Annotated in this window: 11 protein-coding genes; 7 read left to right on the top strand and 4 right to left on the bottom strand. The window is 46.5% G+C overall.

Annotated elements, in window-relative coordinates; genetic code table 11:
* Positions 1-9: 9 nt before the first annotated feature.
* From metG to G3M70_14765, 3 genes are read left to right on the top strand one after another with little or no spacing between them, the layout of a single operon-like run.
* Positions 10-1,947 (top strand): methionine--tRNA ligase, encoded by a 1,938-nt coding sequence (metG, locus tag G3M70_14775; GenBank protein ID QPJ63070.1) that lies wholly within the window; start codon positions 10-12, stop codon positions 1,945-1,947.
* A 6-nt stretch (positions 1,948-1,953) separates the two neighbouring features.
* On the top strand, positions 1,954-3,345 hold the full coding sequence (locus G3M70_14770) for a YchF/TatD family DNA exonuclease (protein ID QPJ63069.1): 1,392 nt from the start codon (positions 1,954-1,956) through the stop codon (positions 3,343-3,345).
* A gap of 2 nt (positions 3,346-3,347) precedes the next feature.
* On the top strand, positions 3,348-3,722 hold the full coding sequence (locus G3M70_14765) for a DUF423 domain-containing protein (protein QPJ63068.1): 375 nt from the start codon (positions 3,348-3,350) through the stop codon (positions 3,720-3,722).
* 10 nt (positions 3,723-3,732) lie between these two features.
* On the opposite strand, the gene G3M70_14760 is transcribed toward G3M70_14765, so the two are convergent.
* The 3 genes from G3M70_14760 to G3M70_14750 form a co-directional block, all read right to left on the bottom strand.
* Complete coding sequence (locus tag G3M70_14760; protein ID QPJ63067.1) at positions 3,733-4,644, bottom strand: hypothetical protein; 912 nt, start codon at positions 4,642-4,644, stop codon at positions 3,733-3,735.
* A complete protein-coding gene (locus G3M70_14755; protein QPJ63066.1) occupies positions 4,644-5,342 on the bottom strand; it encodes a hypothetical protein in 699 nt (232 codons plus the stop codon). Before G3M70_14755 ends, G3M70_14760 begins: the two co-directional genes overlap by 1 nt.
* A 285-nt stretch (positions 5,343-5,627) precedes the next feature.
* Positions 5,628-6,488 (bottom strand): hypothetical protein, encoded by an 861-nt coding sequence (locus G3M70_14750; protein QPJ63065.1) that lies wholly within the window; start codon positions 6,486-6,488, stop codon positions 5,628-5,630.
* Between the two features lie 111 nt (positions 6,489-6,599).
* On the opposite strand from G3M70_14750, the gene G3M70_14745 reads away from it, so the two are divergent.
* From G3M70_14745 to G3M70_14730, 4 genes are all read left to right on the top strand, one after another.
* Positions 6,600-7,601, top strand: coding sequence for a tetratricopeptide repeat protein (locus G3M70_14745; protein QPJ63064.1), 1,002 nt, complete (start codon positions 6,600-6,602; stop codon positions 7,599-7,601).
* 167 nt (positions 7,602-7,768) lie between these two features.
* Positions 7,769-11,110, top strand: coding sequence for a hypothetical protein (locus G3M70_14740; protein ID QPJ63063.1), 3,342 nt, complete (start codon positions 7,769-7,771; stop codon positions 11,108-11,110).
* Complete coding sequence (locus tag G3M70_14735; GenBank protein QPJ63062.1) at positions 11,107-12,678, top strand: DUF3808 domain-containing protein; 1,572 nt, start codon at positions 11,107-11,109, stop codon at positions 12,676-12,678. The genes G3M70_14740 and G3M70_14735 overlap by 4 nt, the downstream gene beginning before the upstream one ends.
* Before the next feature lie 58 nt (positions 12,679-12,736).
* A complete protein-coding gene (locus tag G3M70_14730; protein QPJ63061.1) occupies positions 12,737-13,756 on the top strand; it encodes a MoxR family ATPase in 1,020 nt (339 codons plus the stop codon).
* Between the two features lie 480 nt (positions 13,757-14,236).
* Here G3M70_14730 and G3M70_14725 read toward each other — a convergent pair whose 3' ends face one another.
* Entirely contained in the window at positions 14,237-14,902 is a 666-nt protein-coding gene (locus tag G3M70_14725; GenBank protein ID QPJ63060.1) for a DEAD/DEAH box helicase, read from the bottom strand.
* Positions 14,903-15,103 lie beyond the last annotated feature (201 nt).

The following is a 15,103-nucleotide window of genomic DNA, read 5'->3' as shown; positions in this document are numbered from 1 at the left end:
TGAATTGAAATGAGCGAGCGTTTTTATATCACCACACCTATTTATTACGTCAATGATGTGCCTCACATTGGGCACGCCTACACCACGATAGCTGCAGACGTTGCTGCGCGCTTTCACCGCTTAAAGGGTGAGGAGGTTTATTTTCTGACAGGCACCGATGAACACGGGCAAAAGGTTCAGGAGGCTGCGGCAAAACGAGGCATTTCATCTCAGCAACATGTTGATGAGCTACACGTCCGGTTCAAGGAACTCTGGCAGCGCTTTGATATTTCCCACAGCGACTTTATAAGGACCACAGAGGACCGCCATAAAAAGGTAGTTCAATCCATTCTGCAGGATCTATTCGACCGCGGTGAAATTTATAAGGATACTTATGAGGGCTGGTACTGCATCCCCTGCGAGAGGTTCTTTACCGAAAAAGATTTAATAGAAGGCAACTGCCCTGACTGCGGACGAAAAGTGGACCAGATAAAAGAAGCTAATTATTTTTTCAAGATGGGTCAATATCAGGACTGGCTCATTGATCACCTAAAATCAAATTCAACATTTATTCGACCTGAATCCAGAAAAAATGAAATTCTCGGTTTCCTGAAAAAACCGCTTGGTGATTTGTGTATCTCCCGCCCTAAGGAACGTTTGCCATGGGGCATCCCCCTGCCCTTCGATGACCAATACGTAACTTATGTATGGTTCGATGCGTTGATCAATTATATTTCAATTCATGGTCAGGTCCCGGAAATTAAAGCGAGCGGTTTTTGGCCTGCCAATCATCATCTCATTGGCAAAGACATTCTGACCACGCACTCGGTGTACTGGTCCACGATGTTAAAAGCGGTCGGACTCGACCTGCCAAAAAATATCTTTGCACACGGATGGTGGACGGTGAACGGTCAAAAAATGTCGAAATCACTTTTCAACGTAGTTGAACCCAATAAGCTGATCGACCAGTTTGGAGTCGACGTTATCCGCTACTTTTTGTTGCGCGAGGTTCCCTTCGGACTCGATGGAGATTTTTCTCACAAAGCTTTGATCGGCAGAATCAATAGTGACCTTGCCAACAACCTGGGCAACCTTCTTAATCGTTCTCTCAATATGATTAAAAAGTATTGCAATGGAATTATCCCGAAGCCTGGAGAAACCGGAGAGGAAGATGGAGCCCTCATTTATAAAGCTCGTGAAGTGACCAATGAGGTTAATAGACTTTTCGACGAACTGGCGTTCAACAAAATTTTGATGCAGATATGGGAGTTCCTCGATGCAGCCAATGTTTACATAAACGATACCGCTCCCTGGAACCTGGCCAAATCAGATGAAGATAAAGGCAGGTTGTCGACAGTTCTTTATAACGCCGCAGAAGCTATCCGTATTGCTTCCGTTTTGTTACACCCATTCATGCCCTCTTCCTGTGACAAAATGCGCCAACAGCTCGGGATATCCGATCCTGTCATTCAGGATAGTTTGTCCTCTCTGGAAGATTGGGGTGGAATCCAGGCAGGTACTAAAATCAATCCCGGTGACCAATTGTTCCCAAGAATTGAAGAAAAGGAAGCGGAGAAAATAATGGCAGAAGCAGAGGCAGAAGAAAAAGGCGACGACAGCACCACTAATGTTGACCCAATAGCCGACCAGGTGACCATCGACGATTTCATGAAACTCGATTTCCGAACCGGTGTTATTCTGGAAGCTGAGAAAATTAAAAAATCCAGGAAACTAATCAAACTCAAAGTGGATATCGGTATCGAGCAACGCCAGGTTGTTGCAGGAATCGCCGAAGCCTACGAACCCGAACAGTTGATTGGCCGCACCATCGTTCTGGTCGCAAATCTAAAGCCCGCCAAACTGATGGGCATCGAATCTCAAGGCATGGTTTTAGCGGGAAGCGATCCAGATAAAATTGTCCTCGCGGGTTTCGATCAGGAATTACCAAAAGGTTCGAGAGTAAAATAAAACACTATGATTATTGATACCCACGCACATATCGACCAGGACGCTTTTGATGAGGACCGCGATGCGGTTGTAGATCGTGCCCGCGAAGCTGGCATCAAGTATATGGTGAATGTCGGCTGCGATATTGAAAGCAGCTATCGCTCAGTGGAACTTAGTGAAATGTACGATTTTATTTTCGCCACGGCTGGTGTTCATCCGCATGATGTCAAGACTATAGACAACGACACCTACCTTCATCTTCGCGATCTGCTATCCCACCCCAGGGTAATCGCACTGGGGGAAACAGGCCTGGATTATTTCAAAAACTATTCGCCACAGGATCAACAGCGGGAACACTTCCGAAAACAGATCGAACTTGCCCTGGAATGTAAAAAACCGATCATAATTCATTGCCGCGATGCAAAGGAAGACATGATCAGCATCCTGCAGGAATACTATCCCCAAAATATGGACAACCGGTCCGGGATTTTTCATTGTTTTTCAGGCGACCAGGAACTTGCCGATGCAGCGCTGGCTATGGGCTTCTATCTTTCCTTTTCCGGTTCGGTCACCTTCAAAAAGCTGGAAGGATTGCGTGAAGTGGCCAAAAATGTGCCCGCGGATCGATTGTTTGCCGAAACCGATTGTCCCTATCTCGCGCCGGTTCCCAAGCGTGGTAAACGTAACGAACCGTCCTATGTTGAGCACACCATAAATCTACTGGCGGAAATCAGAGGCCTGAAGGTGCAGGATGTTGAACGGACCATGGAGCTCAATTTTTTTGACCTGTTTGGTATTGGCGAAGCCGCGAACCCTGGGACCATCACTTATAAAATTCGAAATTCTTTATATCTCAACCTGACGCAACGCTGCACGGCCAATTGCGTTTTCTGCACACGCCTCACTAAACCCGTGGTGCAGGGTTATAACCTGGCACTTGACCGCGAACCCTCTGCCAGTGAAATTTTAGGCGAGATTGGGGACCCAACGGCTTATGATGAAGTTGTGTTTTGTGGATTTGGCGAACCGACATTAAGGCTCGATGCCCTTAAGGAAATTGCGCAAAAAGTAAAATCCATGGGTGGACGCACAAGGCTTAACACCAACGGTCATGGCAACGTGATCCACAAACGCAATATCGTTCCGGAATTATCAGGCTTGATTGATGAAGTGTCCGTCAGTCTCAATGCGGACAATTCAGAAGCCTATGACGAAATCGTCCAGCCCCTGCCAAATTTTCGGGGGAACATATACCAAGAAGTAGTGAAGTTTATCGAATCTGCACGCGAGCATATTCCGGATGTCCAGGCGAGCATAGTGACCCATCAACCTGGGGTGGACGAAGAAAAGTGCGAATCAATTTCCCACGACAAGCTGGATGTAAAGTTCCGGGCACGTCGCTATAACCTGGTAGGCTGACCATGCGAATCTGGATCATGATCGGAGGAATCCTCGGGTGTATCGGTGTCGTCCTGGGAGCCTTCGGTGCCCATTCCCTGAAGGCGGTTCTTACCGCGAAGCAACTTGCCGGCTTTAAAACCGCCGTCCAATATCACTTCCTTCACAGTTTCGCTCTTATCCTGATTGGGGTCATTCATGGACAGGCCGATCCGGCGAGTCATGCAAAGATTAATCGAGCAGGCAAGTTTTTTGTAGCGGGCATCATCATGTTCAGCGGCAGTATTTACGCTCTCACACTGGGGGGGCCCAAATTCCTGGGGCCTATAACACCCCTTGGCGGACTGTGCTTCATGATCGGCTGGCTCATCCTCGCCTTTTCGACTCCGAAGAAATAAACTTTTACGATCAACCTTCCCTCTTCCACATCCAGGTGAGTTCGTGTTTGTTGTGAAATAGATGCTGGACCTTGCTTCCGGGTATTGCAGCAAACCGCTTGGCTATTGAGTAATCGGCTTCACCCTGGAATTTGATAGTGGCAATCATGTGCTGTGCCTTTCCACTCTCGACCCAGCGGATGACCCAATCCAATAGTTTCTCTGGATAACACACCACATCGCAAATCAACCAGTCGACCTTTTCAAAATCTTCGGGTTTTTTGTTGAACGCATTGCCCTGTTCAAATTCAACCTCTTTCAGATTCATAACCTTTTCATCAAGTGGCGCACGGTCCACACTTAACACCCGGGCTCCCAGTTTCGCAACCGTCCACGCCCACCCACCCGGCGACCCGCCAGCATCTATACAAAATTCACCTTGTTTCGGACAGGACTCCATCAAGGTAAATGCTTCCCACAGTTTCAGGTAAGCCCGGTTTGGTGGACCCGTCTTGTCCTCTTCAAAATATATTTCACCGTTTAAAAATGCACTGGAACATTGAGGGGATGCAAGCAAGGTGTTTTTATCCAACAGGGTCCAGGAACCCAGAGTGGCTTTGGGAAGCGGGGAAGGAAATACTACTGGTTTTGCCGAAATATGGGGAAGCTTTTCCTGAATGAGCGCCGACCTTCGATGCAGATCTTTGGCATAACAACACCAGTTTCGCTGAATCTGTTTTAACGTCCGTACGGCATGATTGATTGATTCGATTTCATGAGTTTGCGGATTGTGCCAGATATTTTGCGCCCAGAAAACATTTTGAGGGGGCTGGTCCGAAAAGAACAATCGGCCATGCCGGCCAACAATACCTGCCAGTTCCTGCTCCAGTTGGGACTCGTACCCTTCAGCCAAAAGGTACGCCGATTTGATTTCAGGTAACATTATGGTTGCGAGTAGACCGGAACCAGGAAACGGGCGCTGTAATCAATACCAGGAGTTTGTGCTTCAATCACCATCTCCCAGAAAAAAGCGGGACGTTCAGCAAGACGTGTACCCAGATCATTATCAGTAGGCAAATCCCAGGTTATCTTGAACCTTCCATCGGGACCTATTGAAATATTTGACTGTGAACGCTCTTCCTCATAGCGCTTGTAACACACAACCTGTTGCCGCCTGTTTTTCCCCGACCCGCGCATCTCGTAGGCTTCCTCAACAGCCCGAAGCTTGATACCCAGATGGTCCATGTGATTTGGAAGACCTTCCAGAATCAAATCAGCTCTCGATCCAAGAAAAAAAGGAAAATTCCCAAAACGCAAACGACTATTACCATATTTGATTAACTGGAACAGTTTATAAAACGCATGCCCGGAAACAATAAGCAGAATCAGGTCGAAAAAACCGACGATGCCAACGACCATGGCGGAGCTATCTTCGGACATAAAGGCCCACCAATTAAACGGAGACAAAAAAATTATTAAAAATACAGCCACCATAAAATGGTTAATGACCTCTTTGTGCTTGGTCTCACTGATACCCAGCGGCTCCCAGTCATAATCCCATAACCAGGGTTTATCTGGCTGATGCTCCCTCCCCGCCTCAAGTCGAACTTTTAGAGACAATCCCTTTGCACCATGAATCATCAGGAAAGCTCCTGGCAGCCCAAACATTAGTCCTGCAGCGCTCAGTACCCACAGGGGTGCATGTACGGTCGAGGGGTCGACGGGAATTACACCGATTGAAATCAGAAATATGAAAACACCAACACTCAGAAAGGGGATTCCAAAAATAACGGAAGGCCATCCATGTATCGTTGTTCTACTCTCAGGCCGGGCCCCTTTTATTTCACTTCTTGAAAATGTTCCGGCCAAGGCAATCCTCTTTAACAAAATAAACGTTATTTCCGGTCAATCGGAGACACTCGATGGTTATGACAGATTTTCCAGGTTGCGACGACGTAACACTTTAAAAATCCCATAAGATAAAAAGAGGAAAACAAGCATTTGAGGCAGGAGGGGTCCTGCTCCCCAGAATGGTCCGAAATTAACCGTTCCCGGTATATCCCCGGAATAATGTTTTAACATCTGGCCATATTCAAGCAGCATATGAACTGGGAACTGCCCACTGGGAAGTCCCGCGTTTTTCTTCACCTGTATATCAAAACTTTTCTCCTCACCCGAACGCAGGGTGAAACCTTTCATACTTTGAAACTGCTCGGCTTTAATACCAGGTGGTAAAACCAGCATCATTCGGACATTTTTAAAAGAGGTGGATTCGTTTTTCAACACCACCCTTAACAGGGAGTCATCAGCCCTTTTCGAGGTCAGAATACTTCCTTTAATTTCAGAAGGCAGGGCTTCCTTGAAAAAGAAACTGCCTGTGTGCACCGTGGAAACAGGATCGGCCGTTTCATCTGGCTTGTAGCCAACCATCGCGACCAGGGGATAACTGCCCGGCAGCCTGACCGGCGGATGTTCGTTATTTTCTATAGTCACCGAATCCCCAGCATCCAACCGATGGATGCCATCCAGCATGGTCATGGTGTGGTGAAAATGGAGCATGGGGTGGATATGAAAAAGCGGAGTCGAGCCCTCGTTTTTTAAAGTCAGGGAAATACCAACCTTCCCTTCCTGATTCACTTTGGCCTCAATCGATATATTCAATGGGTCAGACACTTGTGCGCTGGCTACAACAGGAATGAGAATGAAAAGCAGGCCTGCAGCCTTAGCAAAACCATATTTGCTTAATTTCCGGAAAAATTTCATGGATTCAATTTTAGCATAGGTCATTCTATTCAATAGCACATCGGGTCAGTTTAATTTCAACCGTTTAAAGCTGGCAAAACTCACAGGTTGCTGATACATTTATAAACAAACAAAAACACGAACCCCTTTATTTATATGCGACTACGCATCCATATTCTTATTATTGCTTCGCTGTTTTTTAGTCCTCATTGTCTGATGGCGGAGCAATTTGGAGTGGTCACAAATGAACTGAAAGCTGCTGCCAGGTTTAAGGAAGGTGTTGATCTTTGGCACTCTGGCCACAGGAACAATGCCGTCTTAGCGTGGGAAAAGGCGATCGAACTTGACCCAAAATTGACAGAAGCCCATTACAATTTGGGAGTGGCCTTGCGAGACAAGGAAATATTATCCGATCAGGAAAACTGCCTGGAGAAAGATGACATCCTCCAATGCCTGTCAGCAAAAAGTAATCTTTCACACGGCCCAGCCACACAACTTGAAAAAGCCCTCCGTTCCTTAAAAGAAGCCTCCCGTCTAAACCCGGACCATCCAAAAGCGGTTTATATGAAGGGAGTCATTGAGGGTCAATTGGAGCGATACGACACTGCCAAAACCTCCCTTATTCAACATTTGGATAAACATCCCAAAGATGCTCAGGGACATTACCTGCTTTGTGCCGCATACCGGGCTCAAAGGGAATTTAACAATGCCATTGCTTCCTGCGAGCAAGCCGTTGTTGAGAAACCCGGATACCTGGAGGCGAATCACATGCTGGGCATGATCTACCTTTCACTGGAACGCTCCGAGGATGCAGTTACTGCTTTTAAGGAAGTGGTGCGCCTTCAGCCAGGCTTACAATCTGGATGGTTTAATTTAGGACTGGCTTACAGCGGGCAGGATAGTTTTATTGAGGCAATCGATGCCTACAAACGGGCACTCGACATTGGCCCAGCCAATGGCGCCATCAATTTAAACCTGGGAGCCGCCTACGACGAACTGGGGAGAGGGTCACGGGCCATTGCGTTTACCCGCACTGCCAGAGAGTTATTTTCAGAAAAACAGGAATGGAGACAGGTCGCGCGTGCAGAGCAGAACCTCAACCGCTTCCTGAACAAATATTGGGGCCTGCCAGATAAAAAGCCCTTTTTCTTAAACTAAATTCCCCATTAAATTTTTTACCGTATTTGAATCTACCCTTTTCAATTCCACGTATTCCTTAAAACCGGACAAATCGGGTAGTTGAAGGAATGTCCATACTCTCTTGAGGATTCCCTGATGGGATGAGATAATAAAGGGGTTAGCAATAGATCAGGCCCTATCTTTTAATGGAATCCAACAACCGAATTCAGCTGTTTCTGGACGAAGTGCGGCGTCAACGCGCCCACAATTTTGGTCTCAATGGAGCATTTCTGGCCGCTACTGTATTAACAATCGGGTTTCTCCTCGTCAGCATACTCGCTTATTTTATTCCGGGTTTTGGTGCATATTTCCCCTACTTTTTAGCTCTGTGGGCAATCCCCATTGGGTACGTGATATTCCGTTATTTCATCCGGGGAATGTTCGGTCGATTTTCCCGGGAATCGGCGGCCCTGCTAGTTGAAGAAAAAACCGAAGGACTCGAAAATGGTTTGATCAACTCAGTCCAGCTCCAACCTTTCCTCAAGGAAAAACAACCCGGTTCAAATAATATCTCCCCATCATTTGTAAAGGAACTTCTGGATCGCACCAGTAAGCGTGTTGAAACCCTCAAGCCCGATACCCTTTTACCGAGCCAGGAACTTTTTCGTAACCGCAATATTTTTGTTGCCGCACTTACCGTTCTTTCGACTTTATTTTTATTCTGGCCAAATTTGTTTTCCGAAGGCTTTCGCAACCTGATGGCGCCTCCTGCTGAAGCCAGGATTAACCCGACAGATGATTCCGGGTCAAACCACCCCGATCAAGCAAACGCCAACACCTCCTTTCATCTTGAAAGCCTGAAATTGACGTTCAACTATCCGGCTTACACTCGATTGAAACAAGTCACCCTTGAACCTTCTGATGGAAAAATCCAGGTTCTCCCAGGAACAGAAGTTGTGGTGACAGCAAAATTTGATCGTGTCGTAAAAGACGCCGAACTTGTATTGAACTCCCGGGATTTTTTATCCATGACTGCCAAAAAAAACGGGGCTTTCGAAGGCAGATTTTTTGCCAAGGACAACGGTTATTACCAGTTCCGGTTAAACACCGAAAACGGTGGCAAGGTCCTTCTCGCCTCCCAATACCCGATCAAGGTAGTCAATGATCAGTCGCCAACCATCACCCTGATGCTCGCAAACCCTAAACCGGTATATCTTCCCAACGACAAAATAAAAATGTTTTTCGAGGCCCATGATGATTATGGAATCTCGCGAATAGAGCTTGTCTCCGAATCCGGAGGACAAATTACTCGAAAAGCCATCAAAACGGTCAAATCGATTGAAACCGAGCTAAAAGATGGCTTTACCTGGGAACTCGGTACTATGAGGTTTGAGCCGGGAGCTGAAGTCCGTTATTTCCTTGAGGTGCGCGACAACGACAATATTCTTGGCCCAAACACGGGCCAGTCCGAAATGTTTTCCTTTGAAATTTTCGACGAGTTCAAAAAACGCGAAGACTTGCTCGTGTTGCAGGAAGAGCTATTGGAGAAAATGATCGCCTTGCTGGCCAATACACTTTTGTTTTCGCCCCAGGGCTTAACGCATACCGTAAAGGGCCTGAACACAGTTAAAAGGCAAATGGGAAATCACACAGATCAATTAATAGAAGTCATACGACTCACTCAAACTATTCATGAACAGGCGAAAACAATAGGATCATTTCCACAAACCTATCTCACCCTGTTAAAAAATATGGCCCGTAATTTTAATGGTATCAGAGAGGACCATATACAGGCCATAAGTCGTTTAACCGACGCAATTGGTAACGCCACTCCAGTCGGGCTCAATTTCCCTCCTATCGAATCTGTCAACCAGGACCTCGTCACCCACCTTGAAAGGGATATTCTACTCCTTGTGAAAATCATCAATCGGGAGCGTATGGATCAAGTTCTTGACCTGAACGATGATCTGCAAAGCCTGGCCGATCAATTGAAAGAAGAATTTGAAAAAGCTCGGGACCAGGAAAATGCCCTGAACAAACCTCAGTTCAAAAAAGCCTTGGAAAAAATCAGGGAAACGATGCAGAAGATTATGGAACAATTGGCTCGCCAAACTCAGGGAATGTCAGATGAGTTCCTTAATCCAAACGCCATGGAAAATCTTGAAATGCAGGATTTCAAGGCTTCACTCGAAAAACTGATGAGTCTTGTTGAAAATGGGCAAATGCAAAAAGCCATGCAGGAAATGGAAAACATGATGAAGGACCTGCAACAATTGTCCCAGCAGCTCGACCAGATGATGAACGACCAGGAAAACCTGATGGATATCCAGACGGTAAAAAAACTGGAGGAATCTCTCGCAAAGGTTGAACAACTTGAAAAAGAACAAAAAGGCCTGCTTGAGAAAACTGCCAAACTGAACAAAAAACTCAGATCCAAGCAATCTCAGCGCTTCGAAGACAGGCTCAAAGAATTTTTTGCAAGTTTGAGAAAGGATGTTAACCAGATTCAAACTCTTCTCAGGGATTCTGGCACTTTCCTCGAAGAACACCAACAGATGAAACAGCTCGAAGCTTTAATGGACGAGGAAAACAAACTGAAACAGAAAATTCAGGACCTGAATCAGAAAACCATCGATGCCCTGCAAGATCAATTGCAACAGGAGAAATTTGGAGAGCTCAATATTGCCCGCGAGGAACTTTCAGGAATAAACCAGAAAATACAGGACCTCAGGCTAAAAATGTTCCACGGATTCAAAACTTTTCTCCCCCAACTCAAAGATCAATATGACCGGCTGGAGGAATTCACAGAATTGCAAGACCTCCATGAATTCGACGCCTTGTTTAAAAATACCTATCCGGAAATTTTCAGGTGGGATAACCATTTTCGGACCGCCCGTGATGCTCGTCCTGATCTCAAGGATCGTCTGACTGCAGACTTACAGGAAGTTTCCAGGCTCAACACAGAAATCTCGAAAAAGCTCGGTACCATGCGCCGCGATCTCCGCGCAGACTATCGGGCCTTAATCACAGAACCAGACAAGGAAAACCTGCAATCCATGGCAAATAAACAGGGAGAGTTAAAAGATCAATCCAACGAGCTCGCAAATGATTTCAGAAAGATGCAGCAGGACAACCCGATGGTTCCCTCAATTCTTGACCAGAAAATGAAAGGTGCTTCCCGCAATATGGGTTTTTCCCAAAGCAATTTAAAGGAGCAAAATGTTCCGGAAAGTATCCGGGCAGAAAACAAGGCCCTCAAAGATTTAAGTGAACTGAAGGACATGCTTCAACAAATGCGGGATGGTCAGGGCAATACAACACCACAGCAAACCCGTCGTATGGCTCGATTAGGTACTGGACGAGCCCGCGATACAAGCCCGGGTGGTGGCTCAATTCGTATGCAACGTGAAAAAGTCACCCTCCCCTCTGAAGACCAGTATCATGTCCCTCAGCAATTTCGCGAGGAAATTCTGGAGGCGATGAAGCATCAGCATCCTCGCCAATATGAAAAGATGGTCAGTCAGTATTACAAGGAGCTTGTGAAATGATCCGTTCTCCTTTACCCAATATTCTTCTTTTATCAGTGCTTCTGCTGAGCATACCTTCCCTCACCCGGGCAGATCTCCGTGGGGATTTGAATAAAGGATACGAACTGGTTGACCAATGGAGAATCGAGGAAGCTGATGATTTTGTCAGGGAACTCGACAACACCTATCCCAATTCAGGCGATGTACTTTTTCTGAAGGCCCGTGTCGAATTTTTTAAGGGCGACTACGATACCGCAAACACCATTTTAAAAGAGGTTGAAGAAACCGAGCAGGTTGTTAAAGATTTCAAAGGTCTGGTTTCCAGAACCCAAAAGGCCTCTGCCAAGTTTGTCACAAAAGAAACGGAGCATTTCAGGATTCGCTACATTGATGGACCTGATGAAATTCTTATTCATTTTGCTGAACAGGTCCTGGAACAATCCTACAAAGTTCTAGGTGGGATAATTGATTATCATCCACAGGAAAAGGTGCTGGTAGAAATTTATCCAGGACGAGAGGATTTCTCTAAAATATCTCCGCTCACTCTAAAAGACATCATGACATCGGGAACGGTCGCTCTCTGCAAGTACCGCCGAATCATGATCATCACGCCCGCCTCAGCTCTCCGCGGATACAACTGGATGGACACACTCAGTCACGAGTTTGTTCACTACCTTCTCAGCTCTGCAAGCCATAACAACGTACCGCTCTGGCTGCACGAAGGCATTGCCAAGAACCTGGAGGCCCGCTGGCGTGATGGCGAGCAAATGACACCCATCATGGAAACAGTACTCGCTTCCGGAATTCAAAATGATTATCTGGTGAAATTAAAAGACATGATGCCTTCGTTCGCCAAACTGAAAAGCGCAGAGGATGTTCAGTTGGCTTATGCCGAGGTATCGACCATGGTCGATTACCTGATCAAGCTGAAGGGCGGCACGATTATCTCGAGTCTCGTCAAATCCCTCCGGCAGGGCACCACGTTTGAAGAAGTGATTCAAAAAGAAGTCGGGATGAGTTTACCGGCATTTCAAGAGGCATGGAAAAAAGATATTAAGTCCAAAAAACTGAGGACTATTCCTGGCTTGCGCGTTCTCCGTTTTGAGTTCAAGAAAAAAGGAGAAAAGACACCTGAAAATGAGGAAGACATTCCAAGCGCTTTCGCCGCCATCGGTGGAAAAAGGACAAGAGACCTGGTCTTGCTTGGGGACATCTTAAAAGAACGAAACCACGTGCCTGCAGCCATTGTGGAATATGAAAAGGCCCTGAAATCAGCAAGGTCATTATCCCCTGTTCTTTACAATAAACTGGGTGGCACCTATCTGCAGGAGAAACAATACGACGAGGCTAGAGACCTGCTGACAACTACACTGGGTTATTACCCAGATTTCCCAACAACCCTGGTCAACCTGGGCGAGTTGCATTACCAGAAAGAAGAAATGACCAAGGCCGAAGATTATTTTCAACGGGCTATCCGCCTCAACCCTTTCAACCCATTCCTGCACCAGCGATTGATCTCCTTGTACAAAACCACCGGTCAAAAAGAGGCAAAAGCCAATCAGGAGAAGTTGTACGGCTATTTAAAATAAGGTAATCTGAAACCCGATTCCAGAAACGCGGCATTATAGCAAGGGGACCCCAATCCAAATGGAAACAGAAATTACCCAGGATGATCTGGCACTCGCCAAAGAGTTTTTTGAAACAAAGGAAAAAGTAATACGCGAAATTCGCAAGGTCATCATTGGGCAGGAGCCGGTGATTGAAGATTTACTCATCGCCCTGTTCTCTCGCGGGCACTGCCTGTTTGTCGGCGTTCCCGGGCTTGCCAAGACCCTCCTGGTCAATACCCTGGCAAAGGTTCTGCAACTCCGCTTCAGTCGCATCCAGTTCACCCCGGACCTGATGCCCTCAGACATTACGGGCACGGAAATCCTCTATCAGGACAAGGCAAGTGGCAACCGTGATTTCCGATTTATTGAAGGTCCGGTTTTCGCCAATATCATTCTGGCGGATGAAATCAACCGCACCCCGCCAAAAACACAAGCCGCTTTGTTGCAGGCCATGCAGGAGCTGCAAGTGACCGTGGGCTCGGAAACTTATCCTCTGGAACAACCTTTTCTAGTCTTCGCCACTCAAAACCCGATCGAGCATGAAGGAACCTATCCATTGCCAGAAGCGCAGTTGGACCGTTTCATGTTTATGATCAACGTCCCCTACCCGACCCGCGAACAGGAAGTCCATATAGCCAAGTCCACAACCTCGGGCGTGCAACCAAACCTGGAAGTGGTGATGGACGCAAAACGGATTCAGGAATTACAGAATCTGGTCCCGCGTGTTCCTGTATCGGATCATGTCGCCCATTTCGCAGTCGACCTCGTTCAGGCCACCCGCCCCGGCAATGGCGCGACCCCTGACTTTGTCAATGAATGGGTGGATTGGGGAGCCGGACCAAGGGCATCGCAATATTTATTATTGGCCGCCAAGGCCCGCACCTTGATGGAAAATCGCGTTGCCGTCACCATCGAGGATATCCGCATGATTGCAAGGCAGGTACTGGAGCATCGTATAATTTTAAACTTCAAGGCCGAAGCCGAAAACGTGAAGACCCTCGACGTGGTCGACCGCCTGCTCGAAACCGTTACTCCTGCTACTGCGGAAGTGAGCTGATTTTTTGAACCAATCCAAATAATTTGCGGTTTTTTGAAGTCTTATTGCGTTTCAACTTTCGGAATAAAAATTGCCACCCACAAGTAAAAAACCCCTCAGAACCCTATCTACTCCGAACAACATTATATGTACTTGTTGTGACTTCCTAGAAGCAAGTATCTGTAATTTACAAGAAAGCATCGGCAAAGACTTTATTCAATTGAAAGGGTTACGTAACAAACTGGTACATTTTAATAGTGATATAAATACAGTAAAAATTTTCGAAAAGAAGGTTAGTGGCTTATCAGACACTACCGTTTTTCACAATTTAAAACTGTCTGACTAAGAAAATGCTTTGAAGGTCGTACGAGGTTTTATAAGGGAATTTTTATCTTGCAAGGAATCTCAAAAGAGGAGTTCCCGGAAAGGATGCAATATTGGACGGGGCTGACTCAAGAACATCAAAACCCAAAATGAGGCCCGCTAGGCTCTCGACAAAACTTAAGAATTCCCGTTTGATTTGGCGAGGCGTTTGATGAGATCACTGGAATTCCAGTCGACGTTCATGCTTTGCGGTCCTCGACTGCGGCTGTCGTATTTCACAAAACCGTTTTCCTGCCCGAATAGAAACAGATCCCGCGTCACGTTGACGTCCTGCTTGCAATACTCAATGATGAGGTCCATTTTGCCCTCTTTGTACCATTGCAGGGCCTTGAGTCCATCCGCACTTTTGGTCTCGCCGAGAGTCCGGGACGCCAGATTGTCGAGCGACAACCGGTGATTGAGCTTTTTGTGGACATCTGCCAACATGTCATGGGTTGGCAATTCAGTCAGGTCGACTCCAAGTTTATTGGCATAAGGCTGAAGAACCGAGTAGTCGAAGCCAATAACGTTAAATCCGACCACGAGATCGGCTTTCTGCAGATGTCGGACCAGGTCTTCCGCCTTGTCTTCTTCGTAAACTCCGTAATCATTCTCAACACTGTCCCAGACCACACCCACTGACATCTTCATCAGATGGCTGTTTCCCCACCCACCGACGTCATCCGCACTTTTCTGGGTTTCCAGATCGAAGTAAAGAATCCGGCCAGAAGTTTGGGGCTTGGGAGTCTCTTTTTTCGGGCTTGGTTCCGGGGCTTCCCCGAATAGATCAAATTGTTCAGACATGGCCAACTTATACCATGCCTGCAGGGGCTTAATCAAGCGCTCATTACAGCCAGAATTAACATCACATATAGTCACATAACCTATTGATAATTAATACCTTTTAAAATTATTTATTTATCGGGTTTTTAAGACCTGGTTATCTGAAAATCTCCCTAAAGTTTGACAAAAATCAAGCCGATAAATCAGGTGATAGAAGTTGAC

The sequence above is a fragment of the Candidatus Nitronauta litoralis genome (genome assembly GCA_015698285.1).
Taxonomy (GTDB): Bacteria; Nitrospinota; Nitrospinia; order Nitrospinales; family Nitrospinaceae; genus Nitronauta; species Nitronauta litoralis.
The sequence above is the reverse complement of the archived record's forward strand: the minus strand, read 5'-3'. Positions and strand labels throughout refer to the sequence as shown.

Coding starts and splice junctions, on each gene's coding strand:
- G3M70_14745 (QPJ63064.1), top strand. CDS start 6,600: ATGCGACTACGCATCCATATTCTTATTATTGCTTCGCTGTTTTTTAGT.
- G3M70_14740 (QPJ63063.1), top strand. CDS start 7,769: ATGGAATCCAACAACCGAATTCAGCTGTTTCTGGACGAAGTGCGGCGT.
- G3M70_14760 (QPJ63067.1), bottom strand. CDS start 4,644: ATGTTACCTGAAATCAAATCGGCGTACCTTTTGGCTGAAGGGTACGAG.
- metG (QPJ63070.1), top strand. CDS start 10: ATGAGCGAGCGTTTTTATATCACCACACCTATTTATTACGTCAATGAT.
- G3M70_14750 (QPJ63065.1), bottom strand. CDS start 6,488: ATGACCTATGCTAAAATTGAATCCATGAAATTTTTCCGGAAATTAAGC.
- G3M70_14725 (QPJ63060.1), bottom strand. CDS start 14,902: ATGTCTGAACAATTTGATCTATTCGGGGAAGCCCCGGAACCAAGCCCG.
- G3M70_14755 (QPJ63066.1), bottom strand. CDS start 5,342: ATGATTCATGGTGCAAAGGGATTGTCTCTAAAAGTTCGACTTGAGGCG.
- G3M70_14735 (QPJ63062.1), top strand. CDS start 11,107: ATGATCCGTTCTCCTTTACCCAATATTCTTCTTTTATCAGTGCTTCTG.
- G3M70_14765 (QPJ63068.1), top strand. CDS start 3,348: ATGCGAATCTGGATCATGATCGGAGGAATCCTCGGGTGTATCGGTGTC.
- G3M70_14730 (QPJ63061.1), top strand. CDS start 12,737: ATGGAAACAGAAATTACCCAGGATGATCTGGCACTCGCCAAAGAGTTT.
- G3M70_14770 (QPJ63069.1), top strand. CDS start 1,954: ATGATTATTGATACCCACGCACATATCGACCAGGACGCTTTTGATGAG.